This window comes from Limnobacter litoralis (genome assembly GCF_030160455.1).
GTDB lineage: Bacteria > Pseudomonadota > Gammaproteobacteria > Burkholderiales > Burkholderiaceae_B > Limnobacter > Limnobacter litoralis.
This window is the reverse complement of record NZ_BSOJ01000018.1, coordinates 37,037-57,086: the sequence shown is the minus strand read 5'-3', so window position 1 is coordinate 57,086 and position 20,050 is coordinate 37,037. Positions and strand designations below refer to the sequence as shown.

Annotated in this window: 21 protein-coding genes and 1 pseudogene; 5 read left to right on the top strand and 17 right to left on the bottom strand. The window is 54.8% G+C overall.

Translation table 11 applies throughout. The annotated features are described in order from the left end of the window. Positions 1-53: 53 nt before the first annotated feature. Positions 54-1,196, top strand: a complete 1,143-nt coding sequence (locus QQJ87_RS09610) for an NAD(P)/FAD-dependent oxidoreductase (RefSeq protein ID WP_284281464.1) — start codon at positions 54-56, stop codon at positions 1,194-1,196. 20 nt (positions 1,197-1,216) lie between these two features. Beyond that, a complete protein-coding gene (gene ettA / locus QQJ87_RS09605) occupies positions 1,217-2,878 on the top strand; it encodes an energy-dependent translational throttle protein EttA (protein WP_284281463.1) in 1,662 nt (553 codons plus the stop codon). A gap of 71 nt (positions 2,879-2,949) precedes the next feature. Here ettA and QQJ87_RS09600 read toward each other — a convergent pair whose 3' ends face one another. From QQJ87_RS09600 to QQJ87_RS09560, 9 genes are all read right to left on the bottom strand, one after another. Further along, positions 2,950-3,324 carry a hypothetical protein gene (locus QQJ87_RS09600; protein ID WP_284281462.1) on the bottom strand — a complete coding sequence of 125 codons (375 nt, stop codon included), beginning with the start codon at positions 3,322-3,324 and terminating at the stop codon, positions 2,950-2,952. Between the two features lie 277 nt (positions 3,325-3,601). Beyond that, positions 3,602-4,009, bottom strand: a complete 408-nt coding sequence (locus QQJ87_RS09595; RefSeq protein ID WP_284281461.1) for a cytochrome c-type biogenesis protein — start codon at positions 4,007-4,009, stop codon at positions 3,602-3,604. After that, positions 4,006-4,539 carry a DsbE family thiol:disulfide interchange protein gene (locus QQJ87_RS09590; protein WP_284281460.1) on the bottom strand — a complete coding sequence of 178 codons (534 nt, stop codon included), beginning with the start codon at positions 4,537-4,539 and terminating at the stop codon, positions 4,006-4,008. Before QQJ87_RS09590 ends, QQJ87_RS09595 begins: the two co-directional genes overlap by 4 nt. Further along, a complete protein-coding gene (locus tag QQJ87_RS09585) occupies positions 4,532-6,553 on the bottom strand; it encodes a heme lyase CcmF/NrfE family subunit (protein ID WP_284281459.1) in 2,022 nt (673 codons plus the stop codon). The genes QQJ87_RS09590 and QQJ87_RS09585 overlap by 8 nt, the downstream gene beginning before the upstream one ends. Continuing rightward, a complete protein-coding gene (ccmE, locus tag QQJ87_RS09580; RefSeq protein WP_284281458.1) occupies positions 6,550-6,957 on the bottom strand; it encodes a cytochrome c maturation protein CcmE in 408 nt (135 codons plus the stop codon). The genes QQJ87_RS09585 and ccmE overlap by 4 nt, the downstream gene beginning before the upstream one ends. Further along, on the bottom strand, positions 6,954-7,127 hold the full coding sequence (locus QQJ87_RS09575) for a hypothetical protein (protein ID WP_284281457.1): 174 nt from the start codon (positions 7,125-7,127) through the stop codon (positions 6,954-6,956). The genes ccmE and QQJ87_RS09575 overlap by 4 nt, the downstream gene beginning before the upstream one ends. Further along, a complete protein-coding gene (ccsA, locus tag QQJ87_RS09570) occupies positions 7,124-7,828 on the bottom strand; it encodes a cytochrome c biogenesis protein CcsA (protein ID WP_284281456.1) in 705 nt (234 codons plus the stop codon). The genes QQJ87_RS09575 and ccsA overlap by 4 nt, the downstream gene beginning before the upstream one ends. A 2-nt stretch (positions 7,829-7,830) precedes the next feature. Next, on the bottom strand, positions 7,831-9,171 hold the full coding sequence (locus tag QQJ87_RS09565; protein ID WP_284281455.1) for an ATP-binding cassette domain-containing protein: 1,341 nt from the start codon (positions 9,169-9,171) through the stop codon (positions 7,831-7,833). Then, entirely contained in the window at positions 9,171-10,472 is a 1,302-nt protein-coding gene (locus QQJ87_RS09560; RefSeq protein WP_284281454.1) for a tetratricopeptide repeat protein, read from the bottom strand. The genes QQJ87_RS09565 and QQJ87_RS09560 overlap by 1 nt, the downstream gene beginning before the upstream one ends. 208 nt (positions 10,473-10,680) lie before the next feature. On the opposite strand from QQJ87_RS09560, the gene QQJ87_RS09555 reads away from it, so the two are divergent. The 3 genes from QQJ87_RS09555 to QQJ87_RS09545 are packed head-to-tail and all read left to right on the top strand — an operon-like array spanning position 10,681 to position 13,918. Beyond that, positions 10,681-11,418, top strand: a complete 738-nt coding sequence (locus QQJ87_RS09555; protein WP_284281453.1) for a hypothetical protein — start codon at positions 10,681-10,683, stop codon at positions 11,416-11,418. Between the two features lie 8 nt (positions 11,419-11,426). Next, a complete protein-coding gene (locus QQJ87_RS09550; RefSeq protein ID WP_284281452.1) occupies positions 11,427-12,902 on the top strand; it encodes a cytochrome c3 family protein in 1,476 nt (491 codons plus the stop codon). 35 nt (positions 12,903-12,937) lie between these two features. Beyond that, positions 12,938-13,918, top strand: coding sequence for a heme-degrading domain-containing protein (locus tag QQJ87_RS09545; protein ID WP_284281451.1), 981 nt, complete (start codon positions 12,938-12,940; stop codon positions 13,916-13,918). Here the strand turns inward: QQJ87_RS09545 and QQJ87_RS09540 are convergent. The 8 genes and pseudogenes from QQJ87_RS09540 to rnhA all read right to left on the bottom strand — a co-directional run. Further along, positions 13,858-14,415 (bottom strand): annotated as a pseudogene (locus QQJ87_RS09540) (two-partner secretion domain-containing protein); the annotation flags it as partial. The gene QQJ87_RS09545 and the pseudogene QQJ87_RS09540 overlap by 61 nt on opposite strands. Before the next feature lie 15 nt (positions 14,416-14,430). Then, positions 14,431-14,673 (bottom strand): hypothetical protein, encoded by a 243-nt coding sequence (locus QQJ87_RS09535; protein WP_284281449.1) that lies wholly within the window; start codon positions 14,671-14,673, stop codon positions 14,431-14,433. Between the two features lie 10 nt (positions 14,674-14,683). After that, complete coding sequence (locus QQJ87_RS09530; RefSeq protein WP_284281514.1) at positions 14,684-15,523, bottom strand: ShlB/FhaC/HecB family hemolysin secretion/activation protein; 840 nt, start codon at positions 15,521-15,523, stop codon at positions 14,684-14,686. After that, the gene (locus tag QQJ87_RS09525; protein ID WP_284281448.1) at positions 15,420-16,307 is read right to left on the bottom strand and encodes a POTRA domain-containing protein; all 888 of its coding nucleotides are present in this window, start codon (positions 16,305-16,307) and stop codon (positions 15,420-15,422) included. The genes QQJ87_RS09530 and QQJ87_RS09525 overlap by 104 nt, the downstream gene beginning before the upstream one ends. Positions 16,308-16,311: 4 nt before the next feature. Then, a complete protein-coding gene (locus QQJ87_RS09520) occupies positions 16,312-17,091 on the bottom strand; it encodes a 3',5'-cyclic-nucleotide phosphodiesterase (RefSeq protein ID WP_284281447.1) in 780 nt (259 codons plus the stop codon). Between the two features lie 21 nt (positions 17,092-17,112). Further along, positions 17,113-18,858, bottom strand: coding sequence for a patatin-like phospholipase family protein (locus QQJ87_RS09515; RefSeq protein ID WP_284281446.1), 1,746 nt, complete (start codon positions 18,856-18,858; stop codon positions 17,113-17,115). A gap of 14 nt (positions 18,859-18,872) precedes the next feature. Further along, a complete protein-coding gene (dnaQ, locus tag QQJ87_RS09510; RefSeq protein ID WP_284281445.1) occupies positions 18,873-19,589 on the bottom strand; it encodes a DNA polymerase III subunit epsilon in 717 nt (238 codons plus the stop codon). 3 nt (positions 19,590-19,592) lie between these two features. Next, positions 19,593-20,042 (bottom strand): ribonuclease HI, encoded by a 450-nt coding sequence (rnhA, locus tag QQJ87_RS09505; RefSeq protein WP_284281513.1) that lies wholly within the window; start codon positions 20,040-20,042, stop codon positions 19,593-19,595. Between the last annotated feature and the right edge of the window lie 8 nt (positions 20,043-20,050).

Here is a 20,050-nt window from a genome sequence, read left to right as displayed (position 1 = left end):
AAAATAAAAATAAACTATCGAAAACCATTTCGACCCATAGGATTGATTTAAGTATGAACACAACAATCATCGGCAGCGGCGTTGCAGCTTGGACATTGGCCCGCGAATTGAGAAAAGCAGCGCCTGACCATGAAATTCGGCTGATTACCGCAGACAGTGGCGATTTTTATTCCAAACCCATGCTGTCGAACGCACTGGCCAGTGGCAAAACACCCGGAACGCTTGTTATGACTCCAGCAGCCAAACTGGCTGAGCAACAAAACGTCGAACTGATCAGCCAAACCACTGTGACTGCAATCGACCGTTCTGCCAAGGTAGTAAGAACAGCCACAGCCGAATACCCCTACGATCAACTGGTGCTTGCGCTGGGCGCAGACACCATCAAATTGCCCATTGAAGGATCAGGTGCGGGCGATGTGCTCAGCGTCAACGATTTGACAGACTACGACACCTTCAGACGAGAACTGGAAGATAAAAAGCATGTGGCTGTGCTGGGTGCCGGGCTGATTGGCTGTGAATTTGCCAATGACCTTTTGAAAGCTGGCATCAAAGCGACGGTGTACGATCTTGCAGATCGCGCGCTGGCCCGCTTGCTGCCAGAGCAGGCCAGCGAATTTCTCCAAAAAAAGCTTGCCGAGCAAGGGGTGCAATGGAAGCTGGGACGCAGCGTCAAGCGCATTGAGAAAATCGATGGCGCCTACAAACTGGAAGACTCGAAAGGCGAGCAGGAAACTGCGGAACTGGTGCTGTCAGCCGTTGGCTTGGTGCCGAGAACCAAGCTGGCGCAAGACAGTGGAATATCATCGGACCGGGGTGTGCTGGTGGATGAATTTGGCCGCACGAACGATGCTAGTATTTACGCACTCGGTGATTGTGCGCAATACCACGGCAAATACGTGTTGCCCTACATCATGCCCGTGATGCAGGCGGCCCGTGCCATTGCACAAACACTGACCGGCAAGGAAACGCCGATCAAGTTTCCAGCTATGCCAGTGACCATCAAAACACCCGACTGCCCTGCGGTCGTCAATCCTCCGCTTCCCCACCATGAAGGCACATGGGAGGTAATGGCCGACGACAACGGCGTTAAGGCGCTTTTCAAGGCAGCAGATGGGGCGTTGTTGGGCATGGCTCTGCTTGGCGAAGCCAGCAAGGAAAGACAAGCGCTGTCAGGCCAATTGCCCGGCGTTGCATAAACATCAACAGGACCTTTTGAATGGCTCAATACGTTTACAGCATGAATCGGGTGGGCAAGATTGTTCCCCCCAAGCGACAAATCCTTAAAGACATTTCTTTGAGCTTCTTCCCTGGGGCGAAAATTGGTGTGTTGGGCCTGAACGGCTCTGGCAAATCCACCCTGCTAAAAATAATGGCAGGCGTAGACAAGGACATCGAGGGCGAGGCCGAGCCAATGCCTGGCATCTCAATCGGCTACCTGTCCCAAGAGCCCGAATTGAACCCAGACCACACCGTCAGGCAAGCCGTGGAAGAAGGTTTGGGCGACCTCGCCGTTGCCCAACAAAAACTTGAAGAGATTTACGCAGCCTACGCCGAGCCGGACGCAGACTTCGACAAACTGGCCGAAGAACAGGCCAAGTGGGAAGCGGTCATTGCCGCAGCCGGAAATGACGTCGAGCACTTGATGGAAATCGCCGCCGATTCGCTTCGCCTTCCACCGTGGGACGCCAAAGTCGGCAACCTGTCGGGTGGTGAAAAACGGCGCGTGGCGCTGTGCCGCCTGTTGATGAGCAAACCCGACATGCTGCTGCTGGATGAGCCCACCAACCACCTGGATGCGGAGTCCGTTGATTGGCTGGAGCAATACCTGCACAAGTTCCCGGGCACAGTGGTCGCAGTCACTCACGACCGATACTTCCTCGACAATGCCGCTGAATGGATTCTTGAACTGGACCGTGGGCATGGCATTCCCTGGAAAGGAAATTACAGCTCATGGCTTGAGCAAAAAGAAGGTCGCTTGAAGCAGGAAGAAGCCTCCGAATCTGCCCGTCAGAAAGCGCTGAAGAAAGAACTGGAGTGGGTGCGTCAGAACCCGAAGGGCCGCCAAGCGAAATCAAAAGCGCGTATCGCGCGATTTGAAGAACTGTCCAGCCACGAATACCAGAAGCGAAATGAAACACAAGAAATTTTCATTCCCGTGGCTGAAAGGCTGGGCAATGAGGTCATTGAATTCAAGAATGTCAGCAAGGCATTTGGCGATCGATTGCTGATTGACAATTTGAGTTTCAAAATTCCACCCGGTGCAATCGTCGGCGTCATTGGACCCAACGGTGCAGGTAAATCAACGCTGTTCAAAATGATCGCTGGCAAAGAGCAGCCAGACTCTGGCGAAATCGTGATCGGTAGCACCGTCCGAATGGCCGTGGTCGACCAGACTCGCGACAGTTTGCCAAACGACAAAACCGTGTTTGAAGGCGTTTCTGATGGGGCCGACATTTTGACGGTCGGCAAGTTTGAAATGTCCTCCCGCGCCTATCTGGGTCGCTTCAACTTCAAAGGCGGCGACCAGCAGAAACTGATTGGCAACCTGTCAGGTGGAGAGCGTGGTCGGCTGCACATGGCCAAAACACTGATTTCTGGTGGCAACGTGTTGCTGCTTGACGAACCTTCAAACGACCTTGACGTGGAAACCCTGCGATCACTGGAAGACGCCTTGCTTGAATTCGCCGGATCTGTACTGGTTACCAGCCACGACCGCTGGTTTCTGGACCGTATTGCAACCCACATTTTGGCCTGTGAAGGCGACTCACAGTGGGTATTCTTTGACGGTAACTATCAGGAATACGAAGCCGATAAAATCAAGCGACTTGGTGAGGAAGGTGCCAAGCCCAAGCGGATTCGGTACAAGCCATTGAAGTGACGAAGTTTGACAGGCCGGCTTGGCTGTTGCTGGGCCGGCTGTTGCTTGGTCGGCTATTGCAGATGGGCATGTCACTTGCGGTTGGTTATTGCTGAGTCGGCTGTTGCAGGTGGGTATGTCACTTGCGCTTGGTTTGCCCCAAAGACGCTGATCAGAACCCTGGCTTTGGAAGCCCGAGCGACAACTCGTGGCTTTGCAAGCCACTCAAACATGTCGCAGGTCGAGCATGTTCCAAAGCTGCGGGGCTGAGCAGCCGGGCAACCCTGAATCGCGCTGCGTGACACACCCACCTGCAAAGCCTGACCACGCGGAACACTGGTAGAGGGATTCAAACCAATCTGTTGACCTGCTGACCTGCTGACCTGCTGACCTGCTGACCTGCTGACCTGCTGACCTGCTGACCTGCTGACCTGCTGACCTGCTGACCAATTCAGTTTGATCCTCATCGTACAGTTCACCAACTTTGACCGAAGCCTCGGACTGCCCCAAGCGCACTGCCCAGTCTGTCGAAGCCCGATTCAAGAATTGCCCCACTTGTGTTGACTCGCAGCCTTGGAACATGCCCGACCTGCGACTTGTCTGAGCCCCGGCTTTAGCGGGGCGAGTTGTCGCTCGGGCTTCCAAGGCCAGAGGCAATTACAAGTTGAATGGGCAATTCAAGGGCGAGATAGACAGAGCAGCGCGCTTGGGACAAGCACCAAGGCCACAGGCGAGACAGTCCGACTAATCCTGCTCTTGCCGATCTTTTTCATACAACTCGTCCGCCCACTTCGCTTCGGTCTCGGCGCTTTGCTCGGTGCGTCTTCCCTGCTTCGATTTCTGGATGGTCTTTCGGACCAAAATGGCAGCCAACACAAGCACGACAAAAGGACCAGCCCACAAAACGGCGTTGTTGGCGGTGTAGGCGGGCTTGTACAGCACGAATTCACCGTAACGATCCACCATGTACGATTTGATCTCGGCCTTGGTTTTCCCTGCATGAACCTGATCGGCAATTTCTTCTTTCAAATCAATGGCCAGCGAGGCATGCGAATCCGCGATCGACTGATTTTGACAGACCAGACATCTCAGTTCACTTGAGACATCGCGGTATTTGATGGTCTCTTGGGGTGTCAACAAATTGGGATTCATGGCTGATCCGGATCAAAGTTAGCAGGAATGGGCCCGACCTGTTTGCGTACGATGATGTTTTTGTCGTTGATGACGAAGGTTTCGGGCACGCCATAAACACCCATGTCGATGCCAAAACGACCCGACTGATCAACCAATATCAGGCTGTAAGGGTTTCCGTGTTCAGCCAGCCACTGTCGCGTGGCTTCCAGATCGTCTTTGTAGGCCAAGCCCACCAAAAAAACCTTCTTTTCTTTGGCCAGCTTGAGCAAACGGGGATGCTCTTCCAGACAACTCTGGCACCAGGAGGCAAAAACATTCAGCAACCAGGGTTTGCCTAAAAAATCCTTGTTGGTTCGAAAATCACGAATCTGATCGACACTCACGATGGACGGATCGAAGGGCAACACCGGCAAATTCATCGTTGCCACAGGTTTTCCAATTAGCGCAGAAGGCAACTTTTTGGGGTCTAGCCACAACCCACGGAACAAAAAAATCCCGAGAAAGGCAAGAACCAGCAGGGGCAAGAAGAGTTTAAGACGTTTAAGCATTCACTTCCCCCGTCACCGTTGCCCCACTCTTTTTGCGACTCTGGTATCGCTTGTCAAACACAGTCAGAAAACCACCCAAGGCCATGATGATGCAACCAATCCAGATCAAATTGACCAGTGGCTTGTAATACAGCCGAACGCCCCAGGCAGAGGCCTGTTGCCCGGATTTGTCGGACTGCACCGGCTCACCAAGAGACACGTAAACATCGCTGAACCAGTCTGTGTGAATTGCAGATTCGGTCATGGCCTGTGCTGAAGAAGCATACTGACGTTTTTCGGGTTCAAGCAGGTAGATCACATTGCCAACACCCTTGGTCAGTTCAAACACGCCTGCATCGGCGCGGTAATTGCTGCCGGTGATGTTGTCTACACCCAGAAACGTCACGCGCCAAGGCCCAACCTGCGACGTTTCGCCCGGTTTAAGCACCGCGTCTGTTTCTACTTCAAAGGTCTTTGTCCAACCCACACCAATCACAAAAACCGCAACGCCAAGGTGGGCGATAATCATGCCCCAATACGACAATGACAAGCGATTAATACGGAACCACAACCCGCTGTTGGGTTGGCTTTCTCCGATTTTGCGAATGGACTGTACCGCGTGGTGAACAGTGCCGCCCGCCAAAAATGCAGCTGCAACCAAGCCGAATGCCCACACCCAGCTGAAGTGTGAGTAAAGCACCACCGAACTCAACAAGGCCAGCCCCGCAAAGCCCAATGCCCAAACACCTGGCTTTGCATATTTGGCCAGCCGTGTGTCTTTCCAGCGGCTCTCTGGGCCAAAGGCCATCAAGATCAAAGCGGGAAGCAGAATGGGCACAAACAGCAATTCAAAATAAGGCTGGCCCACTGACATTTTTCGCTGGCTTAGCACTTCAACCGCCAGGGGATACAGCGTACCCAGCATGACGGTCACCAGTGCCGCCGACATCATGACATTGTTGGACAACAAGAGCGCTTCACGACTGGTGGCAGTGAATTCGCCGCCAGAGCCCACCTCACGGGTGCGAAGCGCGTAAAGCACATAGCTGCCGCCCACCACTGCAAACAACAAAGCAAGAATGAAGACGCCACGCCTTGGGTCGGTTGCAAAGGCATGAACGGATGTCAGAACGCCCGACCTGACGAGAAAAGTGCCGAGAAGTGACAGTGCAAAGGCAGTCAATGCAAGCAGAAGCGTCCAGCTGCGAAGCGCACCCCGTTTTTCACTGACAGCCAATGAGTGGATGAGTGCCGTGCCAGCCAGCCAGGGCATTAGGGATGCATTTTCAACGGGATCCCAGAACCACCAGCCCCCCCAGCCCAACTCACGGTAGGCCCACCAGCTGCCCAACATAATGCCAAGCGTCAGGAACCCCCATGCGGTGTTGGCCCAAGGACGGCTCCACCGTGCCCAGGTCATGTCAAATCGACCCTCAAGCAAACCGGCAATTGCAAAGGCAAATGACACACCAAAGCCCACGTAACCCATGTACAGCATGGGTGGGTGGATGATCATCACAATGTCCTGCAACAATGGGTTCAAGTCACGCCCTTCAACGGGTGCAGGGTTCAGGTACTCAAACGGATTGGAGGCAATCAGCAGGTAAAGCAAAAAGCCGATCATGACCAGCTGCAAAGTGGCCAGCACACGCACCTTGAAACAGGCGGTCACTTCAAACCGAGACAGCGCCAAGGCCATCATCCAGCCGGAAAACATCAGGATCCACAACAGGAATGAACCCTCATGGGAGCCCCATGTGGCGGCAATCTTGAAAGGCAAAGGCAAAATACTGTTGGAGTTTTCAGCCACATTTCGAATTGAAAAATCACTGATCGCAAACGAGTAGGCAAGGCCTGCAAACGCCAACAGCACCAAAGCAAAAATCAGTACCGCGTTGCGCTCCATGGCCTTGAGCAAAGGCACCGCAGGTCCGTGGCTGAACACCCCCCTGATTTTGTAAAAGCCAAGGCCGGAACCCATCAAACAAAGCATCAAGGCAAGGGAGAGAAAAAACTGCGACAGAAACGCGATCACTTCGGTACTCCAGGAGGCATGTATTTTTCGTCGTGCTTGGCCAGCACCTCTTTGGCGGTAAACAATTGTCCGTTCCACCCGCCGTCGGCCACCACACCGGCCCCTTCTTTAAACAAGTCGGGCAAGATGCCAGTGAAGGTTACAGGCACCGTCATTTTCTGATCGGTTACATTGAAATGGACAGTCAAAGTATTGGGTTCTCGCTGAAGGCTGCCCTGAACCACCATGCCGCCAAGACGATAACTTTTCAGGCCTGTGGGTGTGTCGCCATGCAAAATTTGTGTGGGCGTGTAAAAAAACACCAGGTTGTCATTGAACACTTTGTAAAGTGAAACGCCAAACCCTGTGGCCACCACAACAATGGCCGCCAGCCAGGCGATGCGTTTGGATCTTGCAGTTGTCATTGCCCTTTGTCCGCCAATTCAGATTCAAGTCTGGCCTGGCGCGCAGCCCGGCCCTTGTCAAGTTTGTCAGAGTTTGGCTGCCTTGCAGACCGCATGGCCATGCAGGCATCCAGAATCATTACAACAAGGGTAAGCGCCACACAAACCGCCACCGTGGTCCAAGGGTTCATCGAAATGCCCCCCTGCGCAGCACCAGTAAATGCCTTGCCCTGTTGAGCACCGTTCCTGCACACCAAAACCAGACGCCCAACACAGACAACCACATGCCCCAGGCAATTGAAGTGTCGAGATGGCTGCCCGACAGTGACACGCTGTAGCCTTGATGCAGCGTGTTCCAGAAAATCACTGAGAAGTAAATCAATGGAATGTTGACCGCCGCAAGCAGCAAACCAATCGACAACAGTCGGTCTGATTTCGAGGGATCAGCGGCCAGTTGACCCAGTGCGATCAGACCCAAATAAATGAACAGGAGCAACAATTCCGAGGTCATTCGGGCGTCCCACACCCAATAGGTTCCCCAGGTGGGCTTGCCCCACAGCGCGCCCGTGACCAGCGCTACCAGGGTCATCCAGCCGCCTGTGGGCAATATGGCCCGCATCATGACCGCGGACACATTGGTGCGGTAAACCCAATGCAGCACTGCGTATCCACACGCCACGAGGTAGAGGAACATGGACATCCAAGCAGTGGCCACGTGTACGTAGATTGCACGATAAACCTCGCCTTGCACTGCGTCTGCTGGCGCAACCAACAGCCCCACGATCAAACCTGCCAACAGAATCAAGCCCCCCAGGCCCGTGAGCCAGGGCCACACACTGCTTGCAAAGGCGTAAAACTTCGGCGGAGAGGCCAATTGCTTCAACACAATCATCACTATTCCTGAATCATTGCAATCAAACGCCGGGCCACCGGCGGGGCAACCATAAACGACAAGCCAGCCAAACACAGCAGCACCGCAAAGGCGGCCCATGGAGAGCGCCCCAAGGCCGCCGCTTGACTGCACTCAAGCCCGAATATCAACACAGGCACAAGCACTGGCAAGGCCAGCAAATACACCAAAATGGCACCACCGCGGGTCATCATCACCATCAAACTGACCAGACCCAGCAGGGGCGTCATGGCGAAAATACCGCACAGCAGCGCCAGTTCAAGCCAGAACACCTGCCCCACCGGCAGGGCAAACTGCAAACCCGCCATGAGCACCACCGGCATTGTAGAAGCAGATTGGGTCACCACTCCACTGGCACAGCGGGCCAGCCAGTATTTGTCAGTACCGACGGCACTGGTGTGCTGCAGAAAGGACAACCAGCCCGTGCGGTGATCCTCCGAAAACCAGTCTTTGGCTGTCAGCAACACGGCCAGGATTGCGCTGACCCACACCACCGCCAAGGCGAAGGGTGAATCCGACTTCAACACGGCAAGCCCGAAGAATGAGATCACCATCCAGTGAAAAAGTGCCATCCACCCCAATTGTTGGGGATTGGCCTTCAACAGCAGCCATTCTCTGCGCCAGCAAGACAACAAGGCCAGCCTGAATGACATGGCTTGAGCGGGACGCGAGGATTCAGCAGGAGATGCAGCCGCGGTGGCCTCGCCTCCATTCAATCGACCTTTTTCAAACATCCAGACCACGGGTTCGATTGCGCCAGTTTTGCCGAACATCTCGCCAATCGACTGATGAGACGCCAACACAACCACGCCCCCCCGGCGAACATGGTCGGACACCAGCGCACCCAGCATTTGCAAACCATCCTGATCCAGTGCATTCAAGGGTTCGTCCAGTAGCCAGACCTTTTTGTCGGCGGCCGACAACACGGCCAAGGCCAACCTGGCTTGCTGGCCGGAGGACAAGGTTTGGATTCGTTCCTCGGCCCAATCCAGCAGGCCGACCTGCTGCAACAAGGCCTCCACCAACGCAGAAGACTGCCCCAAAGCCGCCAAAGAAGCATTCATGTGCTGCGCAACAGTCATTTCCAAGCGAAGCCCAAAAGGAAACTTCAAAAGGTGACATTGGCCGCACACCCCACCTGCCAGGGTTCTAAGAAGCGTTGATTTGCCCACACCGTTGCCACCGCGCACCCAATGCAACTGACCGGCGGACAGGGTGGCCCGTAGATCACGCCCTAGCAATACCCCACCCGCCTGCAGCTCGGGCAAATCGAAGTGCAAACCGTCGCTTTGGAGATCAATCCGACTGGACACAACGACACCCATCAGCGCGTCAATGAGAGCTCAATTAACTGGCCCAGCGCAGATTTGCTCAGTGACATCCAGGCGCTGCTGAGGTCATCTGGACTGGGCGCTGGCGTACCCGACATTGCAAGCCGGGCCTGAATGAAGACTTTGTCGGGCAAAGAGGCCAGACTGCCACCTTGAATAAAATCGCCTGAAGAAATTCGCACCGGATTGACACCAGACCTGATTTCAGAGGCGGGCACCCTTACAACAGCCAGCGGCATGCCCGGACCAGGCTGCCCTTTGATGAAGACAAACAGGGCTGCGTTGGGGTGTTGGGCATTGGAAAAGCTGCTGGGCACAGACACTTGGGCGCGAACCTGCAAATCGCCCTGCTCTGTTGCAGTGCTCTCGGTGTTCTGGGCCTGATTGACCCCCGCGTTGGTCTGATTCATTTGCTGTTGGCGTGCCAGCGCTTGCTGTTGAACTTCCTCAAGTCGCTTCCAGTAGGCAGCGGCACGGGCTTTGTCGCCAGCTTGCTCGGCTGCGGTGGCTGCCAAAGCAATGGCCTTTTCGTTGGAGGGATCGTTCTTCAGGGCCTCCTGAATGTATTTTTCAGGTTCACCCAACAAATTCTTGTTGTTGTTCATGGCCACCATGTCGGCCAAATCGGCCAGCAGGACCGGATGCCCAGGAGACAATTGCAGAGCCCGCTTCAGAGATGCCGCGCTGTCCCCGTACCGACCCAAAGCCGCTTGAGACCTCGCCAGCAACACCCAACCATCCAGATCTTGGGGATCAGACTTCAGTTTCGTTTCAAGCTCGGCAATCCGCGCTTTCATGGAGGTGTTGTCACCTGGATGCCCCTTGCTTGCAGCAACGGCCTGGTCCACGTTTTCAACCTGAGCAGGGGCACTTTGACCCAGGCCCCGGGGCCAGTGGGTGAAATCAAACTGAAAGCCGCCCACAAACCAAGTGAAGCCGATTGCACCCAAAAGGACAAAAGCCGCAACAATATTCAGAATAGACAGTGAATAACCAGAAATTACAGATTCGTCATTGCGCGCTTTCAGCACACTTGCGCGGCTTTTGATTTCAGACGCCATTTGGCGCCAGTTGCCCAGCAGCACCTCCCGAGACTCCGTTTCCAACAGAGGATCGGAATCAATTTCAGCACGCGTGTTGTAAAGTGCAGCCCACTCCGGTGAGTTGGCAAGGCCCTCACCGCCGGGGGTCTGCCCTGAAGGGTTAGGGACGAAAAACAGCGACCAAACCTGCCGAACCACAAATCCAATAAGAAACAAGAAGATAAGCGAAAAAAACGCAAAAGATAAGGTCACAGCAGGGTCCTCAGAGCGAAACTGGATATATGCACGGCGTCAAACCTCACGTAATATACCAGCTGTATTACATTATCCTGCTGCTAGTTTGCCGTACATACCTTACTGACTCGACCAAGGCAAAGGCCAGATGATTCAGGACAATCTCTTTAACTATAAAAACTTTCTATATTTACGCTGGTCCGTCTGCCTGATTTTGGTTGTCTCTTTGGCCTACTCGCTAGACCAACCCAAAATTGTCGCAAATGGCGGAACCTGGCTGGGATATACCCTCGGAACCATCGGTGCCGCCCTTATTCTATGGCTGATCTGGTTTGGTGTGCGAAAGCGTCAATACGCCAGCACCACGGGCCAGCTGCGTGGATGGGTGTCTGCGCACGTCTATCTGGGCCTTGCTCTGGTCGTGGTCGGTACGCTGCACACCGGCTTTCAGATTGGCTGGAACGTTCATTCGCTTGCCTATGTGTTGATGATGGCCACCATTGTGTCTGGCCTCTGGGGTTTGGTGCTGTATGTGCGCTACCCCCGCGAGATGTCTGACACCCTGAACCGAAAAGACCCGAAAGCGATTGTTGAAGACATCGAAACGCTCGACAAGGAGGTGCTTCGGCTGCTCAAAAGCTGCCCGGAGCACGTCACCAAAGCAGTCAATCTGTCAAGCGAACAACTCATATTCAATCAATTGTCGGAACGACGCTCGGGCTTGGTTAAGAATTGCGCAACTGAGAAGGCGATAGAACTGATCGAAAAGGAGCTTGCGCGTGATGACTCGCTGGCGGACCTTTACAAAAATCAGGTTGAACGACTCAAGAACCTGAGGCAATTACGCCGATATTACAAAATGCGCTATTGGCTTGATCTTTGGCTTGCTTTCCACGTTCCGCTGTCAGTGGGTTTGCTGGCAGCCCTGACCGCGCACATTGTGTCCGTGTTCTATTACTGGTAAAGCAATCGATGGCCGCAAAGAAACCTCAAACAAAACTGCAAACCCAGCTAGATAAACTGCAGAAGCCATTGGGCCTCAGAAGACCACTCGCCTGGTTGCTTTTTCTTCCAATCCTGCTGGGGTTTTTGATTGTTCCAATATTGGCGTCCGAATGGGCAACACCCGCCAAAGTGCCCAGTGCAAACAAGGCTGTTGCACAAACGGTCAAGGGCCAGATTGTCCCCTCCGTGCTGAACACGCAGGGCAACCCCCACACACTGCTCGCGCTCGACAAATCCTGGAACCCAGGGCCCTTGGACGCTGTTCACCAGGCCTGGCAAGGTGACTGCCAGGCTTGCCACACCGGCAATTTCAGCCGTGTGAAGGATGAAAGCTGCGAGAGCTGTCATCAACACATGGGCCTTCATGTGGCGAAAGCAGATCTTCCCAAAACCCACTTCACTGAAGGTCGCTGTGCGAGCTGCCACCACGATCACAAAGGCCTGAACAGTCTTGCCGAGCAAAACAGGCACTTCAGCGGCAGCGATTGTGCCGCCTGTCATTCGCACATCAAAGACACTGCACCCGAGACAAAAACCCTACCGGTTGCGGACTTTGCAAAAGAACACCCGGCGTTTCGCCTGACTCTGGCCACCAGGCCAGACCAAGGTGATCTCACCCGCGTCCGCACGGAACCAGGCCATGCGCTCAGTGAAAAAACGAGTTTCAAGTTCCCGCACGACGTGCATCTGGACCCTAAGGGCGTCGATGGCCCCAACAAAAAGGTGGTGATGGTCTGTTCCGACTGCCACACCCCTGCGGACACGCCATCCGGGTTCTTGTCCGTCACCATGGAAAAGAATTGCCAAAGCTGCCACACCCTGAACTTTGAACCCGCATTGCCTGACCGACAGGTTCCGCATGGCCCAGTGCAAGCGGTCTTGAGCACAGTCGACGAATTTTACAGCTACCTCGCGGTGCACCCTGAAGAGCGTAATCGGATCAACGCACTGCGGGGCCAATTGCGGACCCGCCCTGGCGAAAAGGATCCCCAGCGATCCATGCTTCAAAACCTGAGCGGCAATCCGCGCGCTCAGGCCACATTGGCGACGCGTGAGCTATTCGAGAAAACCGCTTGCGTCGTTTGCCACACTGTTGAAAAAGTTCCGGGCACGGGAAACACCAAGACTTCAGGTGCTTATTTACCCCAATACAAAATTGATCCCATGCCAGTTCAGCACAGCTGGATGCCCATGGCCAAATTCAGTCACAAGGCCCATGCCTTTGACAAATGCGAATCATGTCATGCAGCCACCACATCCAAAAAGGCAAGTGACGTGTTGATGCCCGACATCAACAGCTGCCGCACTTGCCATGCAGGCGCAAAGGCAGAAACCAACAAAGTCAAATCCGACTGCGGTCTGTGCCATGGTTACCATTTGCACAAGCCGCTCGAAACTGCGGGCATCACAGGCATACAGGAAGCAGAGACCAGCAACAAGTGAGCAGTTCCTCAAAACAACACAACAATGAAACACACATGCTGAATTTTGATACAAACAGAGTGACTGCCAAGCTGCCGATTACCCTTGGGGTGGGCATGGCTGTTTGCCTGTCCGCACTCCTGATGTCCTGCGGTGGTGGTGGAGGCGGCTCCGACGGCAGCCTTTCCACACTGAATTTTTATGTGGCTCCGCTTGGCACACAAAGCTTGTCGGTCAACGATGTCAATGAAATCGTCTCCAGAGCGGTCCAGGCTTCCAAAGATCGAAACGTAGAGGCGACGATTGCGGTTACTGATCGCGTGGGCAACGTGCTGGCCGTCTACCAAACCACCAACGCTGCGCCAAACACCACCATCACAAGTGGCCTGGCTGGCGCCAATGGTCAGGGTCTGGACGGTACGGTGGTGCCCAGTACTCTGGCGGCCATTTCCAAAGCCATCACAGGTGCGTACCTGTCCTCAACCGGGAACGCGTTCAGCAGCCGAACCGCCAGTCAAATTGTGCAGGAGCACTTCCAGCCCGGTGAGGCCAACAAAGAGTCAGGGCCTTTGTACGGCGTTCAATTCAGCCAACTGCCCTGCTCAGACCTGAATGTGTGGTTTTCCCAAAGCCCGACCCTCGGGCCCAAACGCGCGCCTCTGGGGCTCTCTGCGGATCCGGGTGGATTTCCGATTTACAAAAATGGCCGCGTAGTAGGGGGTATTGGCGTGATCACCTCTGCAAACGTCGCCACCAACGGGGTGTACAGTCTTGACAGGGACATTCAGACTGTCGAGACCGACCTGGATGAAGAGGTTGCTTTTGCCGCCCTCAGCGACACATTCCGTGCCCCTGAACAAATACGCGCGGACCGCATTACAGCGGGTGGCCAAACCTTTCAATTTTCAAACTCCATTCCAGCGGTTGCCGGCATGGCGAACCTGGCCACAGCGGGGGCATACACCACGGTAACCGGCTACACCAGCACCGTGTTGTCTTGCGCCACAAAGCGGATGACGCCACCTGCGCCCTGCTGAACACCCGTCGCCTCAACCACACCACTGTTTTTGATCAGACTGGCAAACACGGACGCGTTTTTGCCCACGATGTCGCCCAAATTAACCGCCTGACCACCCACTTGTGCTTCAACACTCAAGCCTACGGTGGGGTGGTTCAAGTCGACAATCGTGACCTTGTGCCCAGCCGCAAGCAACACCTCGCCGTCGGCGCGAATAATACCGCTGTTTTGAATATTGGGCGCAATCAGGACGATGGAGCCGCCACTGTGCGTGGTCAGCGTACCCAGGTTTTGAATGCTGGCGTTTGAAGCAGGGTCACCCTCGAATTTCAAATGCCCGTTGACGAGATCAGCCGGGGAGGCGGCCAGCGCACTGGCCACAAAACCCGCTGTGTCGATGACAGCACCCTGACCAAAAATAACCCCGGCCGGGTTGATCAAAAACACCTGCCCATTGCTTTTCAGTGAACCCAGAATTTGCGACACGTCGCCACCAACCACCTTGTTGAACACTTGGCTGGCTGCGTTTTGCTAGATGAACTGGGTGGTCTGGTTGGCGTCAATGTTGAATTGCTGCCACTGGATGACTGCACCCGGCGAGTTGGTGACCTTCAACAGGTCGCCCAGAGCCTGGGATGTGGCCTGGCCAGCCACGACGTTCATCCCGGTCGGATTTGCATACGCCATGGAGGACAGCGCCACACCGACGGCCAAGGCAAGGGTTTTTCGCTTGAATTGTTGGGTAGACATCAAAGGGCTTCGGTTCTGTTTCATGGTGCTGGTCTCACAGTGCGACAGCAATGGACAGGTGCAACTTCATGTCACCGTGGGGTTCAACCACGGTGCCGGATATGACGCGCGCCAGGTCAAGGCAGATTTGGTCACGATCGGTCAAAGCAAATCGCAGCCCGACACCCGCCGCCAAAATCCGTGTTTCAGACAACGTAGGGGCTGTGACAGCATTGCTGCGCAACTGGGCCCCTTCTACAAAAGCAGCATATTGAAGTCGCTTCAGGTAGGGCGACTTGTCGGGCAGCACATTGGGGCTAAGCAGCTCGAACGATTCACGCAAACCAGAGTCGCCAGACACCGCGCGCTCTTCAAAACCGCGAACGGAATACACGCCACCCGCGCCAAACTGCTCGCCCGAGATCAGCGAATAGCTGGAGTATTGGCCATCGAGTGCGGCAGTGAACCGATATCGACTGAAAATTTGGTCAGACCAGGAACTGCTTAAACGAAAAACATCGAAATCGGCCTTGGATTGCGGATTGGACTTGGCGTACTGCGTTGTTGAGTTCTGGCCGCCCATGACGTAGTTTTTGGAGTAACTCAACTGAAACTGACGGCTTAAAGCATTGCGCTGGTCTATCAGGGTATAGCCGAGGGTGTAGGGGTCGGATTGCAAATCGGGCGTCAAGCTGCTGCCGGTGTTGTTCAACAAGACCTGACTGGTGAATTGCTTGTGCTCAAATGAAAAAAACACGCGCTGATCCATGCCGTTCAGGCGATTGAGGAATTCAGTCCATTTGACGCCTGTTGTGGTACCAGCGCCCGGCACATTCAAACTGGAAGAGCCAATACTGAAGGTGCCCGCATTTACATTGGAATCGTTGTAGGTCAGGTCGAGAATTCCGTTTTGCGCGTAGAAAGGCACCCGGTAGGTCAGGCCGTACACCTGCACATCTGACTACCACCCCGGTGGTGTGACTGTTTGTGCAGTCAGCATGTGCCCCTTTGCCAAACACGTTGTTGTCGATCACGACCAAGCCCAGTCGGAAGCGGCCTGTGGACGACGTGCCCGTGTTGTCAAAAGTGACGTATGCACCCAACGGGTTTTGGTCCTGCACTTTCACCTGGGCATCCACCAGCGCAGGCTTGTCGCTCGGTTCAAGGGTGACCCGGGCGTTGATGGCGGGGTTGTCGTTCAAAACCCGCAGGTTCCGATCCATGTCCATGGTGTTGATCAGCGCACCAGGGCTTAGCACCACCAGGCCTTTGCGAATTTGATCGGACGAAAAGTGCGCGTTGCCACCGACTTTGACTTCGTCAAGCCTGGCATCCACAATCTGGATAGTCAGCGTGCCGCCGGGGGTAAGGTCCTGCTCAGGAATGATGGCGCGCACCACCTCGAAACCTGCATCGGCATGCAGCTTTTCCACGCGGACGGTGGCCTCGCGCAAATCGGAGAATGTCAGTGGTCGATTGGCGTACAAAGCCAACACTTTGTCAATTTCAGCCCGTGGAATCAGCACCGGACCCTCCACCTTGAAGGCCGACACAACGAAGGTTGGGTCTTTTTCAGCAGCGTCTGCGGTGGCTGCATGTACAGGGTTTACATAGGAAATAACAGGCAAAACCAAGCCAACGGCCAGCAGTGTGCTGCACGCGTATTCTTTATAGTTCATATAGTTAGATCTGAAATTTCATGCCTGCCGACAATACCTTCAGCTGCTGAAGGCCCTGATACTGCTTCAACTCCCGTTGAATCAGATCATGCTCGCGTGGCTTAAGATGACTGATCCATATTTCACAAGTATTGCGTAATTTGTCCAGTTCTGCAAAAAGTAAATCGGGACACAGATGCTTGGCCAGGTCGGCAAGCCACTTTTCGCGGTCAGGAAAGGCCGATTCAATGAAGAAATACCGGATGTCGGGCATTTGATTGATCACCTGGTACAGGCGATCGGTTTGGTGGGTGTCTCCCGAAAAACACCACGCGCCTGTGGGCGTTTTCAAGAACACACCGACCGCCGGAACGGTGTGTTCGACCGCCACGGTGAACAGGGTTCGGTCGCCCAGCACAAGATGGTCTTCCGGTTCCAGTGGCACAAATTCCATCACAGGGTTGGTTTCGTTGGGAATGCGGGTGAAATCGGGCCAGATGTCGTCGTTGAAAATGTGTTTGTGCAGTGAATCCAGCACAGATTGCATGGCATAGACCCGCAACGGCCTTGGTCTTCCGACGCCAACGGTGTCGACCAGAAACGGCAGGGAACAAATGTGATCAAGATGGGTGTGCGTGATCAGCACGTGTTCTATTTTCTCGAGCCGGGCGAAATCGAGTTCGCAAACACCGGTGCCCGCATCAATCAAAATGTCATCATCAATCAGAAAGCTGGTCGTACCCTGCCTGGGTATTCCGATGCTTCCGCTGCAACCCAACACTTCAACAATGGAGTGTTTTTGCATGTCGGCCTCTTTTAATTGTTATTACTGCTCTGGATACAGGGAACGTATATTCTGGACTGCTTTCAGGCCTGCTTCGTAGCCAAGCGCAATGACCTCATCCCTGCGCTCAAACTCCAGCAAGCCGATTTTTTCGATCGGCGGCTGCACATAGACATCCGACATGGATCTTGCCTGCCGGGACTTTGCGATACCACCCAGTTCAATGACTCGCATCAACGACTTCATGACCGTCGGCAATTGTGCCCTGTCAGCGGGCTGATCACCAGCGGTAACCGCCAAATCGGCCTCCATGCCGACATCCACAGACACAATGCGCCGAACACCGCGGGCCCGCATGAAATCAACCGGCACGTTGTTCAGAAGTGCGCCGTCCACAAGAATGTGATTGTTGACGACACAGGGTTCGAAAAACACCGGAATGGATGTACTTGCCCTGACAGCCTGCCACAACTCACCTTGATCGAACAGGTGCTGATTGCCGGTGGTCAGATTACAGCTAACGGCATAAAACGGAATAAGTTGATCCTCAATGGTCGATTGCCCGAAGGCACGCCGGTACATATTGTCCACTGAAGCGGACCGTATCAGGCCATGCCGGGGCAGCAGGTAATCACGCAGGCCAAAAGGCAGGCCTTTGCGAAAGGACAATGCCAAAGCCTTGTCGACCTCGTCGGGCCCAAGCCCCGAGGCGATCAACGCGCCCACCAGCGCGCCCATGGAGGTGCCCCCAATTGAATCAATCACGACGCCATGCTCATGCAAGGCGCGATAAAAGCCCGCGTGGGCAAACCCGCGCGCTCCGCCGCCACCCAACACAAGACCCAGCGTGTCGCCCAGAATGTGGCGGGCAACGCGAACAAGGTCCTGATCGTGACCTGTGCGCAAGTGCAGCACAGTCACTCTGTCGGACACGATGGCCCTGATTCTGGATGCCAATTGGGGTTGTACCCGCTTCAAACGGTGCAACAGCACCACGCGAAGATCGATTTGGGCATCAGGGCAGATGTGATAACGCCTGAGTTGGGACACCACTGCGGGGTCTTCAAGCGATTGGGCATCCAGAAAAAGCACAACGCCATCGAGGTCATCCAGCAAGGCTTCACCGGGAAAGTCCTGTTCATCGGCGGACTCAATCCATTCCATGTGGGTCAAGGCGCCGCTGACTTGCTGCGAAGGTGTGAACCCCTCAGACCCCGTCCAGGTGTTTAATTTGCAGCGTTTGCCCAACTGGCCAGTCAACCTGCCCTTTAGTTGAAGCACATCGCCAGACAGACCTGCCAGATTTTGAAACCACACAAACTGATGCTGATTGCTGGATGCGCTGTAACCCAATTCGCGCTTGAAACGTGACACCAACACGCGGATGAGGTGGTTGTACACCGAACGGCTGCGCTTGCCGTATTCTTCGAAGGCCTTGCCATCGATTTCAAGCAAATGACTGTCACGCCGGGCGTGAACAGACAAGGTGCGGGGGGAGTGATCGAAAAAGCCCAGTTCCCCAATGATTTCACCAGGAAAGAAGCTCAGGGTCAGATCAATGAAGCCATCGGGCCTGCTGCGTTGCCCCAGCAATTGCCCTTTCAGGACGATGTAAAACGATTCACTGTGGTCGCCCTGCTCAAAAAGACGCTGCCCGCGTTCCAGTGTGATCAACTTGGAGGCCGCCAGCAAATGCCCCGCATCTTCAGTTTTTAAATCCAGACGGTTGGCCAGCAACTCGATGGCTGCCTGCATACTGTCAACGGGGTGGGCGTTCAAATTGGACAATGTCGCAGTCGCCTTCAGGCTGTTTCAGGGGCATCTTGAAGGGCGTTCCAGACGCATTTGCCCTTGACCTCACGATCCAGTGTGGCCAGGTACTCGGCATGCAAGGCCGCCTCGTCGTCGGTCACAACCACATCCGGCAATTCGAGTTCAGCCAGATTGACCCACTGCCCTCCTTCGCCACCGCCACCAGCGCCCAAATCGATGACCAGGCTATCCTGCCCACGCGTCATGGCGAGGTACACCTCGGCCAGAATCTGGGCGTCCAACAAGGCGCCGTGCAAGGTGCGATGGCCATTGTTTACGCCCAACCTGTCGCACAGGGCGTCCAGGTTGTTGCGCTTGCCGGGAAACATTTCACGGGCCATGGCCAGCGAATCGATTACGTCTTCAACATGATCCCGAACGCGCCCCATATTCAGGCGCTCCAGCTCCATGTCCAGAAAACCCACGTCGAATGAGGCATTGTGGATGATGAGGGTTGAACCCCGAATGAAATCAAGGAAAGACTGGGCCACTTTGGCAAACACCGGTTTGTCGGCCAGCATGTCATCCGAAATGCCGTGCACCTGAAAGGCGCCCTCATCCACCGCCCGTTCAGGGTTGATGTATTGGTGCCAGGTGTTGTCGGTGACCTGCCTTCCAGCCACCTCAATGCAGCCCACTTCGATCAGCCGGTGACCAAGGCGCACTTCAAGACCCGTGGTTTCAGTGTCCAGTACGATGTATTTCATGACTTATTGAACCCCTTCTGCAAGCACTTTTTCAACACCCAGATTGGCCAGTTGATCGGCTTTTTCATTGCCGGGTACACCCGAATGACCTTTCACCCAGTGCCAGCGAATCAGGTGCCGCACGCTGGCTTCATCCAGCGTTTGCCACAAGTCCGCATTTTTGACGGGCTTTTTGTCCGCGGTGCGCCATCCATTCAGCTTCCATTTGGGCATCCACTCGGTGATGCCCTTTCGGACATACTGTGAATCCAGATAGACATCCACACTGCAACGCTTTTTCAAGCTATTCAGGCCAGCAATCACGGCCATCAGTTCCATGCGGTTGTTGGTGGTGTGAGCTTCGCCGCCACACAGTTCCTTCACGTGTTGGCCCGACTGCAGGTAAGCACCCCAGCCACCAGGCCCAGGGTTGCCCTTGCAGGCGCCGTCCGCGTACATCACCACTGAAGGCATGGCATGGT